Source organism: Turicibacter sp. HGF1 (assembly GCF_000191865.1).
GTDB lineage: Bacteria > Bacillota_I > Bacilli_A > MOL361 > Turicibacteraceae > Turicibacter > Turicibacter sanguinis.
In genome coordinates, this window is record NZ_AEXQ01000040.1 from 1 (window position 1) to 17,578 (window position 17,578).

Sequence of the window (17,578 nt, forward strand, 5' to 3'; positions counted from 1 at the left end):
TTATACTGCAATGATGCTGCTTGACTATGTACTGTGGTTAACATAGTTAATACAAATAAAACACTAATTATTTTCTTCATATTTCCCTCCGATTTTCTCTCGCTACAATAAAACTCTATCATAATTCGCTAATCTAAATATTAATTTCAGGTTAATTTTTGGTTAAAAATGGTTAATGTTTCGATTGTTTAAATCTTGACTACTAAATGTGGACGTGGATACTAACCGGTACGCCCCATCTCCACCATAAAGCCCACGTACACAACAGTTACAGGACTAAAAAACAAAACAAAAACACTTATCTGAGTTCAGAATCAATCTGATTTGAGATAAGTGTTTTTTAGTATAGATATGATTATTTTTTCTTTTCCTTAATATATTCTACACCCAAGCTAATCGCTACCGTAGCTACAGTGACTAGCACTTTTCCTAATTCATCAATCAATCTATTTTTAGTCGTTGCTTTCATTTGAATCATCTCCTTATAATTTATTCGAAGGATTAATACTCCTCATATTCTTGTTCCCCTGTTCCATTACAAGCAGGACATTGATGTATTCCTGTCCGTCACATCCCAAACAATCCTCATCCCCAAAATTTGGTCCACAACCACCAGTACAATCGCATGAGACCACTCCTGATCCTGAACATTCTGAACATACTTCTTTCTAAATCATTAATATTTCTCCTATCCTTGTTATCTAAAAATGACTAACTCATTTAGCTTCATTCGTTAACAGTTTCCTAACCCATCTTTCAGAATATCCAAGATCTTTAGCTATCTGCCGAATATTTTTACCATTATAATGCTGATACAAATAGTTTCTAGTGTACTCCTTTGAATGAAGTTTCATAGGGCAACAAATTTGATGCCCCTTGAAATGATGATGAAACTTTCTTGTAATCTCTTCTCCAAAAACCTCAAAAATATCTGCATAGATTCCATTATAGTCTGTTGATTGACACAATATATACCACCTCCACATCTCATCTCTTTCAACATAACGTTTCTTCAAAACAGTATCTCCTCCGGCTTTCCTAGTAAAATTCTATAAAAACTCATCATAAAGAACCCTCTAGTAATGTGGGGATAGACTCTTGATTAGAATCTATCCCCTTCATATCCCCATACTCTATCCATGCTCTAAGATATCTTTTTTGGAACGTACAAATCGTTTTAATCTGCAAACAAAAAAGACCATTAAGATTAAAGATAATCTCAATAGTCTCATCTCCCACAATAATTTCTTTGATTAATAGTCGAATGATTTCTCGGACATGTCTTGCATTTTCAGTATGAAGTTGTCCACGAAGATCTTTGAACATTTTTTTGACTGATGTTTTATTGATTTGAAATCCGGCAATTTTTTCTTCGATGACTTCTAGTTCATGTTCGAGTTGCTTTTTATCGGATTCCAACTGTTTGAGCTTTTCAACGACACTTTCGAGTGATTGTCCTTCTCCTAGTTTAGTGAGCACCTCTACCAGTTGATTGATTTGATTCGTCACCTCTGTCAAACGTTTCCTAACTCTTGGTCGATCCAACTTACTTTGAGATTGACGATTTGAAAGTTGCTGATTCAAACATTCCATAAAATAATCAATATTAGCTGGATTCAAAAGAATAGATTCAATTTGATTCAAAACAAACGCCTCGATTTCATCACGTTTGATTTCCTTACAACGACATTTACGATCACCCACTGCTTTTCGATTACTACAACGATACGTCATATACGGTGTTTTATTTCTTCCAGACGGTCGATTATCCGCATGGAATTTTCCTCCGCACTGCTCACACACTAACAATGACGAAAGAAGATAGGGAGTCTTAGCACTCAATTCACCTTTCGTACGAACTCTTGATTTTAAACGTTCCTGTACTTTATCAAACACTTCCTCACTTACAATCGCAGGCATTCCACCGTCGATACGCACAATTTCATTCTCATCTTTACTCTTACGATGATTACGCTTAGTATATGGATCTTTACGTGAAGTTCTGTTATACGTATATTGACCTTTAAATTTTGGGTTGACTAAGATATCATAAAAAGCTGATTTAGAACTGAATGATGCTCCTGTACGTGTTTTATATCCTTGAAGATTTAAGTACTCGGCAATTTCAGAATAAGTCCAATTCTCTAAGAATTTTTCAAAAATGATTCGAACAATTGGAGCTTCCTCTTCATTAATTTCATAACAACTTGTTTCTGGATTCACTCGGTACCCTAAAGGTGGTTTTCCACCATTGTGTTTACACAATTCCGCATTAGTAAGTGTTCCTTTCATGACTTCTCTTCCTAAATTGCGTGAATAGTACTCGTTCAATCCCATTTGGAAGTGTTGAAATAGTTGCCCTTCTGGTGATTCATCGTAGTTCTCAATAACACTTTCAATTTTCACCCCACACTTACCTAATTCTTGTCGGATTTTCAACATATCTAATACATCGCGTGACAGACGATCTAACTTATGAACAATCACAACTTGAAATTTCCCCTTACGAGCATCAAGTAAAAGTTGTTGTAATTGAGGTCGATTCATATTTCTTCCTGTCATAGCCTCATCTGCATATCGTTTGACTAAAACATATCCTTTTTCAAGACAATACTTTGAGTTAGCGGATTGCTGGGCAACAATCGACTCTTCCCTTTGCATAGCTGAACTATATCGTGAATAATCTACGGCTTCAATCATACAAGCAACACTCCTATCTTTTTTAAGAAAGGGAATAAGGTTTCCCCCTACTCCCTCAAATTAAATTCATTACTTCATTTGAATTATTAATGCCGGTTTTCCATTTATTTTTTTTAATTGAATCTCTCCAAATGAAAGAGATGTTCGACCATTTGAATAATCAAGCTGATAATAATTAACAAGTTCTTTAACTAAAGCCGAATGATACAACACAGGCTTTTGATCTTTAGTAATCCACGAAAAGCTTGGGAATTGATCTCCTAGACATTCGCCAACTACTAATGTGTGATTATGCATTGCAAATTGGATAGTTTGAGGTTGCCCTAATTCTATCCACCATTTTTTTGTTAGCGTGATTCTCTTACCGTTGTTTTCTGAATTGATAATACTTAATCCACCACGTCCACGTGCTCCAACTGAATGTGTCGAATTATTCGTACTAGAAACTGTAGTGAAGCCTGTGAGATCGAACTCATCTTCTGCCTCGATAGGACGATCTTCTTCATCTTCTTCTACTGCTTCTGCTTCTGCTTCTGCTTCTGCTTCGCCAAAAATACCATCAACACTTGATTGTTCATCTCCATTTGAATACGAGGTCTCTTTTTCCTCTTCTTCAAGTTCAGATGCCACTTCATCAAAATTGAAGTCAACATCCATTGTATCGAAATCTAAGTCTATAATTCCCATTAATTCCTGTGGTTTATTTAACGTTTCCATCATAAGTCCTCCTAAATTTTTCTCCATTAATCGTCATATCCTAATTGATTTAAATCCAACTGTGCAAATAATTGGCTAATTTCTTGAAGCATATCTGGATTTAAGACACATTCATCAACTGTCATTTCGACTGATTGTTTCAATTCTGTTCGTGTTATCTTCATCACTACGCTCCAATCTCTTCAAGAGGAACATATGTCCCAGTGTTTTCTCTACGGTTGGGACGTTGAATTTTTAGATTACAATCTTCTTCAATTCCTAAAAATTCATAAACCTTTGGAATGTCAATCACATAAACAGGAATTTGATTACCTTGAATTTTACGCTTACGATACGTTTTATCTTGTTCACAAGATAACCAACCTCGATTTTTGAATTGCTTCATCACACCTGATCCTGAATGGAAACGATATGATTGTTCTAACATTTGATTGATGACATGTGTACTTACTATTACTTCTTTTAAGCACTGCTTAGTCGTATCAGAATAAACAAGTTGTCCGTAACAACTACCTTGAGCTTTATCATACTGCCAACCACTTCCATTAATAGCCTTAAATTTCAAATCGAATCGATCTAAATGACCAATAATAAATTGATTAATGGCATAAAAGGCTTTAACTGCTAAATCAGACTCATCATTATTCACGATAATTTGTTGAAGAAAAAGTTCTTCTACCTTTTGATTCATCAACGTTAAATTCAAGCTAGACGAAACTAATTTCATCGTAGTCGTAAACAAAGCAAATTTTTTGATTAAACGATCTGAAATTTGAGATTTAGAAAGACTATTTGACAAACGAATCATTTCCTTTTCAAAATAATGAATCACTTTAGCTTTTCCAATCCACAATAGTCGCTCAACAAAGTGAATACCTGCATGGCCGTAGTTAGACATTGTGCATTTCTTTATACGGTCACTTTGTCCTGCATCGGCTGTCCAAGTAATATCAGTAAGCTCAATTAATCTTGCTTTTGGACCATTGACATTATCCGTTTTCTCCAAAAGTGAGTATTCACCATTAGAGATTATACACGTCAAAAACGGATCAGTCTGTCTTAATTCTAGATTAGCATTTACTCGTGTCTTATCTCTTCCAGAACTAAGACCATAGACTAAGTTCGTATAATTTTTCTTTCCTGATAAAGAAGCTTCATCAAATATGATTGGAACACCTCGATTAGAGGCTAACAAACAATAGATCGCTGCCTCAGTAGCATACCAACTTCTAAAGAGTCCACCATTTTGTAAATGACTTGAACCAAAAGTTGAAGCAATCAATTGACAAACACTACTCTTTCCGGAGCTACTATCCCCATAAATGTGATAGAACTGTGACTCTAATGCTAATTCTTTTCCAATGAAACCTACGACAGGTGCTAAGAACCCAAGAATCAAACCTAATTGGAGAGCTGGATTTGGTAGAACTTCGGCTTGCACCATTGATAACCAAGCTTCATAACTTCCATGTGGTTCAATATTAAAAGAACCTACATAAGTCGATTCTCTGTCAAACCCAATCGTTCGATAATGCTTGAAATAACAAGTTCCATCAGCTTCAACAAATCCTAATCCTGTATGTTGAAGGGCTCGTCTTGCTTGTTGACGTTCATTATTGAAGTATTCAATTAAATGCTTTTTTTCTTCAGGATTAAAACAAAATCCATATTCTAAAAGTTTTTCAAGACACCTTTCAGAAGAAAATGTTTGAGCATCAAATGACATCGTTTTATACTCTGCATCTCTACCTATCGGTTTGAAACAAACTTCCACCTGTTCTAGACCTGTTTCTAAATTTTCATAATTGGCTAAGACGTGACATGGATTTGCTAACCAAATATAGTACAACTCGTCATCTTTATTGACCTGTGTCAAAAAGATTCCGTTACCCGTTTTACTAAATTTAGGAATTATAGGTGCTGATTCTTGCAATTGATTTTTTTCTTCAGTACCATTTGTTTGTTCTGATTGATTCGCTTCTTCAACCCCATTCACTTGTTCAAGTTGAGTTTGTTCTTCAATCAATTTGTCTTGTTCTAATTGACTAACTGTTTGCATATAGCTACTCTCCTTTTGGGAAATTAGTAGCTTTCGAAAGCTTAATTCTCGTGATCACAGGTGCTATTATAAGACCTGATTTTTCGCCTGTCAAACACACTAAAACTATTGATACGACAACATTTGAACATAATTTGAACATTAAGAAAAGAATGTTCAAAGTTGATTAAATATTCCTAGAAAATATCGAGTTAAATTGAACAAAATATCTAAAATAACTAAAAAATATTTATTTTATTTTTTATTGAATTATTGTAAAATTAACTTACATTTTAAACAAAGAGGAGATAGAGTAATGTATTCATTAAATGCAATTATTACTAGGCCAGATACTAAAAAAACACTCATGGATTATATTAATCAAGAGATTATTAATAATCCTAAATACTACAAAATTGAATCTATTTTAGAAAAAGTAAATGAAATCCTAGAAGAGCCAATTAGTCGTACAACACTAGAGCGATTAATTAAACAAGAAGGAATTATAAAGGATAAACAAAAAAAATGTTTTGTTTATTCAAAAGACTATGAAAAAGAAGTGAATAAAAAATGGTTCGTTAAATTAATAAAATCAAATATTACATCTGTCTTTTCATACACACAACCTAGTTCTTTATATTCAAAAAGTTATAAAACCTTAGTCCTTTCCGTGAAACCTAGTAAAGAGAATTTAGTTTGTGAGTTAATTATGGAATATTTTGAATTAGATAAAGATTATCATATTATGATTGGTAAACATTGTATTACGATTAGTTCACTTATTGATAATAATACAGTTCATTCAAATTATGATTTTATTCAAAATTTAGAGATTAAAATTGAACGATTACTGAATACAGACGTGAGATCTTTAGATTAAATTCCCTTTGTGATTAATAAAAATCCCTTGTGTATTAAAAAGATTCCCTGCCTCATAAGATGCAGGGAATTTTTTTACTGATAAGATCAATGAATATTAGAAAAATTCCCTATTTCCCTGTTTATCCATAATTCTAATACTCATTCGCATACATTAAAATACTATATTCTTTTTCGTCGATGATATAGATTTTAGCTTCAATAGGACCATCAACCGTTAGAGTATACTCTTGTTCAAAAGATGGAGTTTCACAACGATGAATGATCGTCTGATTGGCTATTTTTTCAGAATTCCTTTGACATTCAAAAATATGTAAATAATCTGTCATTCCTTGTTTCATACCTACCTCAAAGCACTGCCACAAAAATGATTGAATCTCGACTGGAACTGCTTCACTCACTGAGCGAGTCATGTATTTAGGCTTCATTTGATTTCCTCCTCTTATCATTTGTATTCATTTCATGATTCAAATCATATTTTTTGATCAATGAATCGACTAATATTTTATTTTCAAGTCCTGATTCAATTAAATCCACGGCTACTAAAACATACTTTAACCAGTTCTTCATTCGGATGTTCCTTTCTAATTGTATTGATAAGCAGTTGATTGAGAATCCATGACATGCGATACCAGCAATATTAACACCTTAATTCCTTTAATAATTAACTTAAACATACCTACACCTCCTTCTCTTCGATTAATGAAAATTAATCAATACTAATTACCATTAATATCCATTAATCAAGATTAATGAATCAGCAATCATTGAACCGATGAACCCAATCTTTAAATGTCTGATGCAAAACTTCCTCTCGTAAATAGATAATGACAGGGTCATCACTCGATAGCAGAAACAATAGTTCCACATACCTATTTGAATCCTCTCCTTGAAAATAATCCATGTATTCAGGAATAGCCGTTGGATAGCGTTCAGAAAACTCTTCGATTGCTTTGGGATGGAAGAGGATATATCCCCCTTGATTCTTTACCTCTCTTTCCTCACCGTAGTTGTGATTGAGAAGCTGAATGAGTTCTTCTGCTTTTACTTGTACTGCTGTATCCAATTTTTGTTGATGGAGTTGTTCTAGTTTCCAAATTTTCATATACACACCTCTTTCCCATAATAAAAAAGTACTCCTAGAAAAATCTAAAAGTACCTTTCATATCATTTATTCAAACATTTTAACTAATCGCCAAGAATGTTTGATTCTCGGACATAAAGGATGTAGCCCTTTATCAATGTAAGGATCACAGATCATATACATCTTATCTTTAAATGGTTCTAATCTTTCATGCAGGAGTTCATGTTGGTAATCCATAATTTTACGTACTCCTTCACCAACTGTTCCATAGCCAATAATCACTGTATCAGACTTCACACAACTTCGTTCAATATATCCTAGGTTATTTTCATGAGATAATTCAGGAATCGACTTTTTCATATCTACTTTACTTCCAATTAAGGAAAATAAATTGACAATATCACATCCACCATAGCCTAGTCGACTCAAATTATTGATAACATTAACTGTTGTTGTATCTAGTTCTACTGGATTTGCGTTAACTGGTTGGATGAGAAGAACGGTTGCTCTCTTCTTTGTTTTATCCCATTCCATTCGTAGAATATAGCGATGCGTTCCTTCCGAATTGGTGACATTTTCACAACGCAAACTCCATCGATTGATTTCTGACATTTTAGCCACTCCTTTTTTTATAACCTTTATTTTATATAAACAAAAATATGACTACATTCATCTCTAACAGGTTTTAAACGAATGAAAAAATCAAATTCGTCCCCTTCAACTTTAAATGTTTCTTCATACTGATAACCTTCACCTTGACAACGTTCCATAACTTTTTCAAATATATTTAATTCATTAAACATCAAGTCATTTAGTTGTTGTTTTAATGTTTCGATACAAATATGATGATTTTGAATAATAGATAAATAGTTTTGACTAGGAAACCATTGATTACAGATTTCACTATAAGAACCACACCAATCAATCCGCATGATACCTAATCCTTTATTTTCATCCAATCCTAGTCGTTTAAGTTGTTTAACATTGATCCACTGCATCATCAATCATTCCTCCTTTATTTCATCCAAATAAAAAACACTAGTGAGATATGCTCCTCGCTAGTGTTAGTTGCTTTGTATTATTCACAAGTTCTAAATTCAGTATCAACTAAATCTGATGAATCTAAGATAATCTCTTCATCTAAATATTGCTTTCTTACTTATTTAATTGCATCACACTTCATTTTTTCAACATCTACTTCAATCAAACGTTGTAAGGTTTCCGTAATACAAACCATTAATTTATGACTCAGTCTAACTTCCTCCTTATTTGATTTCTAACAATAATAAAAGAGCTAAGCAACTTTAATTGTCACTTAGCTCCTTATAGATAACCTTTTTCTTTTAATGAGGTAAATGTTCCATCTCCTATTATGAGATGATCTAACAACTTGATACCTAGTAACTCACCTGCTTCATATAGTCGGTTTGTGAGTTGAATATCTTGTTGTGATGGTTTGGTATCTCCTGATGGATGATTGTGGAATGCAACAATACTACAAGCATTGGATAGAATGGCTGTTTTGAACACCTCTCTTGGATGTACGATGGTTTTATTGAGCGTTCCAACTGATACGACTGATATATTAGTTGGTTCATTTTTCGTATTCAAACAAGCTATAATAAATTGCTCACGATCAACTGATTCAAACTTATCTTTCATCAGCTCATATGCATCATTTGGCGATGTAATTTTTCGTGTTGCATATAAAAAACTTGATTCTTTAACTAGTTTTATCGATACTAAATCGACTCTTTTCGCTATATTAGACATATATTACCTCCTAAATTGCTCTTCAAGAAGATAATATATATTTATTTTTTATTTTAGATCGAATTAGTCATCCCATATTATAGATAATCGAATTATTGAACAATTCTTTCTTGTGAAATCTCATCCAATAAATTAGCATGTCTTAACTTACTCATTCTATTTTGTATATAACCAACATCAATCGTATCATCTTCATTTAAGGGTAAATACACCTTAATCAAAGATAAACGTGTCTTTGTTAGTGATAAATTATAAGTATAGTTTGTCACTGCTTTTCTTATAGTTGTAACTAAGAATAATGCGATGTCTGGTGTGAAAACACTTAACTTATCACCCTTAGGTGTTAAAATCCAAATATTTTGACCAGAAGAAAATTCATGAAATTGGTAAAATGTTGATCCAGTACTCCCATCTAATGCGATTGTTATTACCCCACCATTATTAATCTTTATTGGTACACGTTTTACATAATCTACAATCCCATTATTAACTGCTGATCGTCCTAAAAATGGTACTGCATCATAATCATTAATATCAGATACTTCAAAATTAATTTTATCATCTTGAATACTACTTCTAATATCAAAATAATCTATTAATAAGACCTTTTTCATTTCTCTATCATGGTTGCTCATAAATTTCACTCTTCCTACAAATATCTATTTTTAATTAAATACGCAATATAATCATTTAATGTATCTTGAAGATCACTATCACTAATCTCATAATTAGCATCTTCAAACATTGTATAAACCCATTGTTGTGTATAAGTAACGTGCTTATTAAATGAGAAATCTGTTTCAGATTTTTTACAATATGCATCCAATAATTGTCGGTACTGTTCATCCGCATCCAATCGTGGCGTTCTAGTCTTTTGATGTTTAATTAACTCATATCCGTCATCAAATTTAGCAAACCATGTATCTCCTGTATGAGCAGCTCCAGTTTTGAAAACTAAAACCACTGTTTCAGTCCCCTTTGGATAGAATAATAAGGGAGGCATTTGAATAGAAGCTACTAATGTATGCTTTGAAAGAATACTTTGTTTAACAGATAAAATATCCGAGTGTTTTTTCGTACGTGAAGAAATAGCATTTACAGGTAAAATAGCTATTCCTATCGATTCAGGAAGTAACGAATCAAGCATTAATTCAACAAAAGATAGCTCGGAATAAATAGAATCAGAATAAGGTGGATTAATAAAGCCAACATTACACTCAAAATCCGAGATTTCTTTTTTTAGAGAGAAGCAATCTCCTTTAAAAATATGAGACTTTCCATCTTTATTAATGAACATATTTAATGCAATAATAGTATAGATACTTTTATCCTTTTCTACACCATACAAGTTATTTTGTCTAAACACTTCTTTTTGCATTTCTGTATACTTATCACTTAATTTGATAGTTTTCCATGCGGAAGTTAAAAATCCACCTGTACCCGCACAAATATCTAAAACCTTAGATTCTAAATTGATTGCAGCTAAATCACAAAATAATTTAGTAATATGGGCTGGTGTTAACACAATCCCTAAATCAGATCCACCAGATGTAGAATATGATAGAAAGACAGTAAAAAATATAGACATAATATCAAGTTCGCCATGCTTATGATAATCATACAATAAATTATCTACATTTTTAGTAAGTTCTAATAAAGCTCCTTTTGGATACTTTTCTTTGATTCCTTCTTTTTGTGCATCTTGTAAACTTAATAATGTAGATTTCAACTCATTTTGAATAATTTCTTTATTATCTAATGATGATCCTTTGATTTTTTTATCTACACAATTCCAAATTGCATTTGCTAAATCTCCATCACCTGTATAACGAGAGTAAGTCATTTTAAAAATCGGATCTTCCAAAGCAAATAAAATTGAACCTATTACATATAAACGTTCATGTTCAATGACACCTAAATAATCACGTAAAAAATCATTTAAAATTTTTGCCTGATCATTCATCTTTGAAACGTCATTTAGACCACTTTGGTTCTCTTCTTTCTGATTTACTATTTCTCGATATCCTGCAATATCTTTTAATTCATGTAAATTTAAGTTATTAAATGTTTCAGCATTTCTACCCCAAAAGTAAGTATCAATTTTTAAATCAGTTATATCATTTCCTGATACTCCAATAGCAATAACATCAAATTTTTCTTTTAAGTTTTTGGCATACCATAAGGCTCCATTAACTGCATAATCTTCTGCTTTATCTAATAATGACTTCTCATACATGTGGAACTTAGTGTCTTTTTTATCCTCAATAACAATAACTAAGTCAGATTTACGATCATAAATTATGTATTCTGGATACCCACCCTTTCCTGTTTTTCTTTTTGATGATTTTTTTAAAATATCATCAATTTCTTTATTAACTGCTTTTTTTGCCCAAACATCAACCTCTTCTATCATTTTTTCAAATGTTGCATTAACATACCCATTCAACTGCAAAAAATTAAATACGATTAAATCAGTTACTTTTTCTAATTTCGACATTCGCATCCTCCTTCATTTAATCATTCCTCAAAAAATGATCTCTTTTCACACTAATATTATATCTCATTTTTTGATTTTATTCTATTATTTTCTCAAAAAATGATTTTTTAGCGTGGGAGCTAACTGCCTCGGTCCATCTCCACCATAAAATCCACGTCCGCAACTGTTACAGAAAATTGAGTATAAAGAAAAAGATTAATCTGAGTATAGTAGATGACTACTAAATTGAGATTTATCTTTTTTATTATAATTATGTTAAGGTTCTTATGAACAGATTATATCTCATATCCATATGAATTATAAACTTTCCCTGTTTGCTTATCAACAAAGAACTGATCTACTTTAGGTACCTCTATTGGACTAACGTCAAAAATCCAATATTGTTTTCCTTCATACTCCTCTTCATACCATAAGCAACTAACCATCAAGACACCTCCAACGAACATACGAAGTATGGAGAATAAGGTGGATTGAATGGTTAGTGATCCATGTATTGTATATTAGAAATCCAATAAGAAAAGGCTAATGATGTGTAAACATGATTAGCCTATCAATATCTATTCTAATGTCATCGTTATAGTTATGAAATGAACCTAAATAGCAACTCCACCACACCCTGAATATCCGTTAGGATAGAAGCATGGTGGATTGATATTTAGGTGAAATGTAGTTAGATAGGTGCCTGTAGCGGGATAATTCATGATTAGTTCTACTTCCTTTTATATCTGTCTTTCAATGATTATGGATACCACAACACCGTATTCATGCCGTTTTGGTTTTCTTATGGTTTGTAATCCATCATTTTACTTGAAAAGTGATAATTTTTTTATGAACGATTATAACTTCATAAATAACTGTTTAGTAGCTTCATGAAAACTATGTACTCAGATAATTACTATATATAGAAAAGATTTTCCCGCTACGATGAAGATATGTTGTTAAATTAGGAAGAATCCATTAGAAACTTTCATCATGACAGAAAAGTTCATGACATTCGATATCAAAAATATCTGAGAAGGAGATTAGAGTTCCTTGACTCATCACAAGGGTGTTGTGGTAATCATCAATCTTTTTCACATAGCCATCCGTTGTAACATAGACACCACCGGATTTTTTTTCATCGTGTTGAAAATAGGTAATGGTTACCCGTGGTTGATTCAGTAAATGTTCCTTTAAACGTTGTATCTTCTCATTCAGTCTGGTGATGGATGATTCATCTAGTTCTAACTTATCTACCGTTAGCCTTGCAACTTCCCTCACTGCCATGTCATGTCCAGTGAGTGCCGCAAACGGGGCGAACTGCGCGGCACGATGACTGTTTAACATAGGAGGACGCTTTTTAGATTTTTGATAGGGAAGATGTATGATATCGCTATATTTATCAGTCATAGGTATTCACCTCATCCTTTATTTAGGCTTTATGCCCGCCAATTTGATTATTTCTATCTCTGGTGGTTGCTCCTTCTTCCAGATTCATTCCTTTAAGAATCGCATTTTTCCCAAACTTTTTACGAATAGATAACAATACTTCTTGTTTCTTGCGCTCCTTTTCAAAAGTAGCTTCTTTCTTTTTTTCATTCTGCTCAATGACACTGTAAGCTGTAAACAAATCAAGTTGCTTCGTAGTTGGTATTGACTTTACTGTCTGCTCATCAACCACATGATTAAACACCACCGTTAAGCGCCTCACTAATAGCTTCTGATTCACGATTTGATCAAATAAATCCGTTATTGCATTTATAATCAATGTTGTTGAGGACGTGTGACATTCAAGTTTTCTTGCACCACGTGCACGCTTGGGAATCTTTCTTCCATATCGGTCGACGGTCACCTCTTCGGTATAATCCCTTGCGATGTTTGGATTAGCTAAACTCTCTCTATCATAATCAATCAGTAAGACTAAGTGATTGGTGACTAACTTTTTCTCAACCAGTTCAAGCACAAGAGAATCCGCCATCTCACGAACAACTAACCTCGCTTTATGAGCTGGATAAGCACTTTGTAAAATCTGTCCTGAACTGATACTGCTATTTTCAGGGTGATAGGCTTTAATATCAGCCATCGTACAAGATTCATACCCCCAAGCGTGGTCAATTAATAACTCCGCATTCACACCGAATAGCTTATATAATAACGTCTCTCCCCTCTCTGATAAAGACATCCTTGCTACATCCCCCATCGTATACATCCCATGAGCCTCTAGCTTAGTTGCATAACCTTTCCCAACACGCCAAAAGGACGTGAGTGGCTGATGATTCCATAAATGTTTTCGATAAGTCATTTCATCAAGTTCAGCGATACGAACACCAAATTTATCGAGGCCACTAGGGCTTTTTTTATATCGTCAAATCAATTAATTGATAACGGATACCAACACTGCATTCATGACGTGTTGGTTTTCTCATTGTTTGTGATGTAAAGTGATACTCTTTTTATCAACAATTAAAACTTAATTAATGACTGTTTAGATTATGAAACTCCTAATCGTTGTAGCAACAGTTAGTAGTTTCATAGAAACTAGGTAATCAGATAATCACTAGGTAAAGAGATTCTCCCACTACAATGAAGAAATTCTGTTCATAGTAACTTTAAGAGATGGCTAATGTCTTTTAAATGACCGAATTAAAGATACATATATCACTACACCCACTATTAGAAATAGATTCTAATCATTTCAAGTTAATGGCACTAAATTAGAAAGTAGTTGAATATCTTGTATGATATCATCAAGTTCATAATTATCGTATATGATGAATTACATGTATCAAAATTGGAGGGAGAGAAATGGATAAAAAATTATTTATACAGGCAATTACAAAGTTTATTTTCGGCTTTATAATAATAGCCTTATTATTATTTATTCCGGCGGGGACATTAAACTATTGGAATGCGTGGCTATTCATAGGTATTCTTTTTGTACCTATGTTTATGGTAGGAATCATTTTGCTAATTAAGAATCCTGACTTATTGCGTAAAAGGTTAAATTCAAGAGAAAATGAATCTGAACAAAAAGTGTTACTTGTACTTGGTGGATTCATGTTTATAGGTGGTTTTGTCTTCTCAGGATTAAACTATAGATTTCAGTGGATGACCTTACCTAAATGGATGATAGTTATAGCAACAATTATCTTTCTATTGGCTTATCTCTTATATGCAGAAGTTTTACGAGAAAATATGTATTTATCAAGAATTATAGAAGTGCAAGAAAATCAAAAAGTAATAGATATAGGACTGTATGGAATTGTAAGGCATCCCATGTATGTTTCAACGATTTTATTATTCTTATCTATACCATTAGTGCTTGGTTCACTAGTTTCATTTTTAATTTTTCTGGCATATCCAGTTATTATAGTAAAAAGAATTAGAAATGAGGAACAAGTGCTAGAGCGAGGATTGGAAGGATATTCGGAATATAAAAATAAAGTAAAATACAAATTAATTCCATTCATTTGGTAAAGATAAATTCTAAATTAGAATTTAATAGATTGAATTTTTAGTGATAACTTTATTTATGAATGAAAAAATCCAATAATAAAAGGCTAATAATGTGTTAACATGACTAGCCTTTTATTATATTGTTACAACCTAAGAAACAATCGTTAATGACTCTTTGTAGCGGGATTAACTGAAACAAAGTTTTAAAGTTGATTATAATGGATTTTTACTACTTTCTATAATCTTTAATATGACGTCAGAGGCTTGTTTAGCACCACCTGAATGGTGAAAGCTTTTGGATAGCTGAAGAGCATTTTCTTTATATTTATCATTATACATGACATCTAAGGTTGTCTTTTTAATGTCTGCTACTTTATTTTTCTTGAGTTTAAGACCGGCTTCTAATTCAAAAACTCGATGGGCGACCATTTTTTGTTCAGAGTGCTGTGGGAATAGGACCATGGGAACACCGTAATATAGACTTTCATTCACGCTATTCATTCCACAATGCGTAATGAATACATCACTGTTTTGAAGGACTTCGATTTGATTGACGCTATTTTTAATTACGAAGTTAATAGGGATTGGACCTAACATTTTGATATCCGTCTTATTCCCAACAGACATAACAATCTGTACCTCGAGATCTTTAAAGGCTTGGATACAGTTTTTATAGAACTCATTGTTTTTATTATTGACTGTGCCAAGTGAAATGTAAATCTGATTTTTCTTTTTTGAACCCACTGCATAAACTGTATTTGATACCGATGGACCAACAAAGAAATACTTATCAGAAAACGTTTCGACCAGTGGTTGAAATTCCTTTGATGTATAGACAATTGTATTGGTTTCGTTGTTATTCTCAACAATATCAATAAAGCTTTTGATATCATAACCAGCATTTCTTAATTGTTGAATCTTTTGATTGATTTTTCCCATCTTTAAAATTATATTAGCTGTTTCCTTAAGACCTGGTTTCATTAATTTAGATGTATGTTTATTAAAAGCAAAAGTCGTCGTTGAACAGATATAAGGAATGTTTAACTTTTTAGCAAATAACTTCCCCCAAAGACTTAAAGAGTCCGAGACAATACAGTCTGGTTGAAAACTTGATAACTCCTCACAAACATTTTGATCTAAAGCTAAAGTTGTATCGACGATCATATCAATTAAAAGGGCAAAATCTTTTCCTACCTTATCTTCATCTTCTTTATTTAACTTCGGTAAACAGTCATCACAGCAAATGCAAGTTGCTCCCGCTTCCTCAACTTTATCTTTAAACTCAGCAAAAGAATAATACAGAACTTCATTTCCCTTATCAACCAACTCACGTACGACTTCAAGCGTTGGGTTCGTATGACCATGGGCTGGCATATTAAAAAAGACGATTTTATTCATACTCCACTCTCCTTCTCTTATCAATGGATTTAGTCAAATTTATCTGGGTTAGTAATTCCAAGAATATCAATAAAACTCATCAATTCACGTTGAGGGATAATTGCAATCCCTCGAATATCATCTCCAAGTATTAAAAGCTTATCCCCTGGATTAATATTGAATACATCCCTTGCCTGTTTAGGAATCACGATTTGCCCTCGTTCCCCGACTGAGACCGCTCCAAAAAAGTGTTTTCCCTTAGGAGGGATAGATACTCCTGAATGATCCTCAGAGTGGTGAACTAAGTTATCTAAACTCACATTATATAGTTTTGAAAATTTAAGGAGGTGCTCTAAATCAGGTGTCGTTTCTCCACTTTCCCATTTGGCAATTGATTGTCTTGAAACATTTAACTTTTCTGCGACGTTTTCTTGTGTATATTGATGTATTTTTCTAAGTCTTCTTAAATTCATACTAATCATATCTTTCATACCTCCTACCTTTATTATAGCGTGATAATACCTTCATCTCCATTAACCACAGTTAACATTTATGTATATCTTTGTTTACAAAATTACTCTACTCCTTTACCTAAATCATATACTTTGTAAGAACTAAAATATAACCACCAGTGCGAACTGGTGGTTTTCTCTGCGGCTGAAAGCCTCTATTGCCGGCCTAGGCCTGAAAGGCCTCCTGAAGTCCTTAACTTCTGCACCACATTCACTTATTAATCCTCAAAGGATTTCTTGCTTACTCTCTTCATCTTGTTTTTCAGCAACCACTCATTCAAGCGTCATCAGACCAGTTACCTCTTTCCTATCTCTTGACTACCAGCTTATCGAATTTTTACACGAATTATCTTGTCACCTTTAGCCTTACTTTCTAAATAAAGTGAAATCTTCTTTTATAATTACATTCTACCTCTTATCTCACTTCTCTTAATATTCGTCTACTTTTTACTCTAAGTACCCTTTGATTACCACGCTAAAAGCTTTCCGGAACCACCTGCATAGCAGGTGGTTTTCATTTAACACAATAAAAGAGCTAAGTGACTTGAATATAATGGTTCTATAAT

At 32.9% G+C, this 17,578-nt stretch carries 20 protein-coding genes; 2 read left to right on the forward strand and 18 right to left on the reverse strand.

Annotated features, from left to right (window positions below; all coding sequences use genetic code 11):
- Nucleotides 1-716: 716 nt before the first annotated feature.
- The 5 genes from HMPREF9402_RS03940 to HMPREF9402_RS03955 form a co-directional block, all read right to left on the reverse strand.
- Nucleotides 717-1,016 (reverse strand): Mor transcription activator family protein, encoded by a 300-nt coding sequence (locus HMPREF9402_RS03940; RefSeq protein WP_238526644.1) that lies wholly within the window; start codon nt 1,014-1,016, stop codon nt 717-719.
- Between the two features lie 46 nt (nt 1,017-1,062).
- Nucleotides 1,063-2,700, reverse strand: a complete 1,638-nt coding sequence (locus HMPREF9402_RS03945; protein ID WP_009606561.1) for a recombinase family protein — start codon at nt 2,698-2,700, stop codon at nt 1,063-1,065.
- A gap of 69 nt (nt 2,701-2,769) precedes the next feature.
- Nucleotides 2,770-3,417 (reverse strand): hypothetical protein, encoded by a 648-nt coding sequence (locus HMPREF9402_RS03950; RefSeq protein WP_139058180.1) that lies wholly within the window; start codon nt 3,415-3,417, stop codon nt 2,770-2,772.
- A 26-nt stretch (nt 3,418-3,443) separates the two neighbouring features.
- Nucleotides 3,444-3,581, reverse strand: a complete 138-nt coding sequence (locus tag HMPREF9402_RS14460) for a hypothetical protein (protein WP_009606554.1) — start codon at nt 3,579-3,581, stop codon at nt 3,444-3,446.
- A 2-nt stretch (nt 3,582-3,583) separates the two neighbouring features.
- Nucleotides 3,584-5,476 carry a DUF927 domain-containing protein gene (locus tag HMPREF9402_RS03955; RefSeq protein WP_009606557.1) on the reverse strand — a complete coding sequence of 631 codons (1,893 nt, stop codon included), beginning with the start codon at nt 5,474-5,476 and terminating at the stop codon, nt 3,584-3,586.
- A gap of 295 nt (nt 5,477-5,771) precedes the next feature.
- Here HMPREF9402_RS03955 and HMPREF9402_RS03960 point away from each other — a divergent pair, with 295 nt between their 5' ends.
- Nucleotides 5,772-6,335 (forward strand): hypothetical protein, encoded by a 564-nt coding sequence (locus HMPREF9402_RS03960; RefSeq protein ID WP_009606553.1) that lies wholly within the window; start codon nt 5,772-5,774, stop codon nt 6,333-6,335.
- A 133-nt stretch (nt 6,336-6,468) separates the two neighbouring features.
- On the opposite strand, the gene HMPREF9402_RS03965 is transcribed toward HMPREF9402_RS03960, so the two are convergent.
- The 11 genes from HMPREF9402_RS03965 to HMPREF9402_RS04005 form a co-directional block, all read right to left on the reverse strand.
- A complete protein-coding gene (locus tag HMPREF9402_RS03965) occupies nt 6,469-6,762 on the reverse strand; it encodes a DUF960 family protein (RefSeq protein ID WP_009606548.1) in 294 nt (97 codons plus the stop codon).
- Nucleotides 6,752-6,904, reverse strand: coding sequence for a hypothetical protein (locus HMPREF9402_RS14465; protein ID WP_009606569.1), 153 nt, complete (start codon nt 6,902-6,904; stop codon nt 6,752-6,754). Before HMPREF9402_RS14465 ends, HMPREF9402_RS03965 begins: the two co-directional genes overlap by 11 nt.
- Nucleotides 6,905-7,091: 187 nt before the next feature.
- The gene (locus HMPREF9402_RS03970; protein ID WP_009606563.1) at nt 7,092-7,439 is read right to left on the reverse strand and encodes a hypothetical protein; all 348 of its coding nucleotides are present in this window, start codon (nt 7,437-7,439) and stop codon (nt 7,092-7,094) included.
- 66 nt (nt 7,440-7,505) lie between these two features.
- Entirely contained in the window at nt 7,506-8,030 is a 525-nt protein-coding gene (locus HMPREF9402_RS03975; protein ID WP_009606547.1) for a DUF1643 domain-containing protein, read from the reverse strand.
- 26 nt (nt 8,031-8,056) lie between these two features.
- Nucleotides 8,057-8,419, reverse strand: coding sequence for a hypothetical protein (locus HMPREF9402_RS03980; RefSeq protein ID WP_009606552.1), 363 nt, complete (start codon nt 8,417-8,419; stop codon nt 8,057-8,059).
- A 322-nt stretch (nt 8,420-8,741) separates the two neighbouring features.
- Entirely contained in the window at nt 8,742-9,191 is a 450-nt protein-coding gene (locus tag HMPREF9402_RS03985; protein WP_009606556.1) for a JAB domain-containing protein, read from the reverse strand.
- A gap of 92 nt (nt 9,192-9,283) precedes the next feature.
- Nucleotides 9,284-9,826 carry a restriction endonuclease subunit S gene (locus tag HMPREF9402_RS03990; protein WP_009606546.1) on the reverse strand — a complete coding sequence of 181 codons (543 nt, stop codon included), beginning with the start codon at nt 9,824-9,826 and terminating at the stop codon, nt 9,284-9,286.
- Between the two features lie 14 nt (nt 9,827-9,840).
- A complete protein-coding gene (locus HMPREF9402_RS03995) occupies nt 9,841-11,688 on the reverse strand; it encodes an HsdM family class I SAM-dependent methyltransferase (RefSeq protein ID WP_009606567.1) in 1,848 nt (615 codons plus the stop codon).
- Between the two features lie 275 nt (nt 11,689-11,963).
- Nucleotides 11,964-12,113: a hypothetical protein gene (locus HMPREF9402_RS14470; RefSeq protein ID WP_009606559.1), complete on the reverse strand. Its 150-nt coding sequence runs from the start codon at nt 12,111-12,113 to the stop codon at nt 11,964-11,966.
- A 532-nt stretch (nt 12,114-12,645) separates the two neighbouring features.
- Entirely contained in the window at nt 12,646-13,014 is a 369-nt protein-coding gene (locus HMPREF9402_RS04000) for a YolD-like family protein (RefSeq protein WP_202944063.1), read from the reverse strand.
- 85 nt (nt 13,015-13,099) lie between these two features.
- On the reverse strand, nt 13,100-13,969 hold the full coding sequence (locus tag HMPREF9402_RS04005; protein ID WP_009606545.1) for a DinB/UmuC family translesion DNA polymerase: 870 nt from the start codon (nt 13,967-13,969) through the stop codon (nt 13,100-13,102).
- 503 nt (nt 13,970-14,472) lie between these two features.
- Here HMPREF9402_RS04005 and HMPREF9402_RS04010 point away from each other — a divergent pair.
- Nucleotides 14,473-15,144, forward strand: coding sequence for a methyltransferase family protein (locus HMPREF9402_RS04010; protein WP_009606555.1), 672 nt, complete (start codon nt 14,473-14,475; stop codon nt 15,142-15,144).
- 192 nt (nt 15,145-15,336) lie between these two features.
- On the opposite strand, the gene HMPREF9402_RS04015 is transcribed toward HMPREF9402_RS04010, so the two are convergent.
- Together HMPREF9402_RS04015 and HMPREF9402_RS04020 are read right to left on the reverse strand one after the other, a co-directional pair.
- The gene (locus tag HMPREF9402_RS04015; protein WP_009606566.1) at nt 15,337-16,521 is read right to left on the reverse strand and encodes a macrolide family glycosyltransferase; all 1,185 of its coding nucleotides are present in this window, start codon (nt 16,519-16,521) and stop codon (nt 15,337-15,339) included.
- Nucleotides 16,522-16,550: 29 nt separating this feature from the next.
- On the reverse strand, nt 16,551-16,982 hold the full coding sequence (locus HMPREF9402_RS04020; protein ID WP_009606549.1) for a helix-turn-helix domain-containing protein: 432 nt from the start codon (nt 16,980-16,982) through the stop codon (nt 16,551-16,553).
- Between the last annotated feature and the right edge of the window lie 596 nt (nt 16,983-17,578).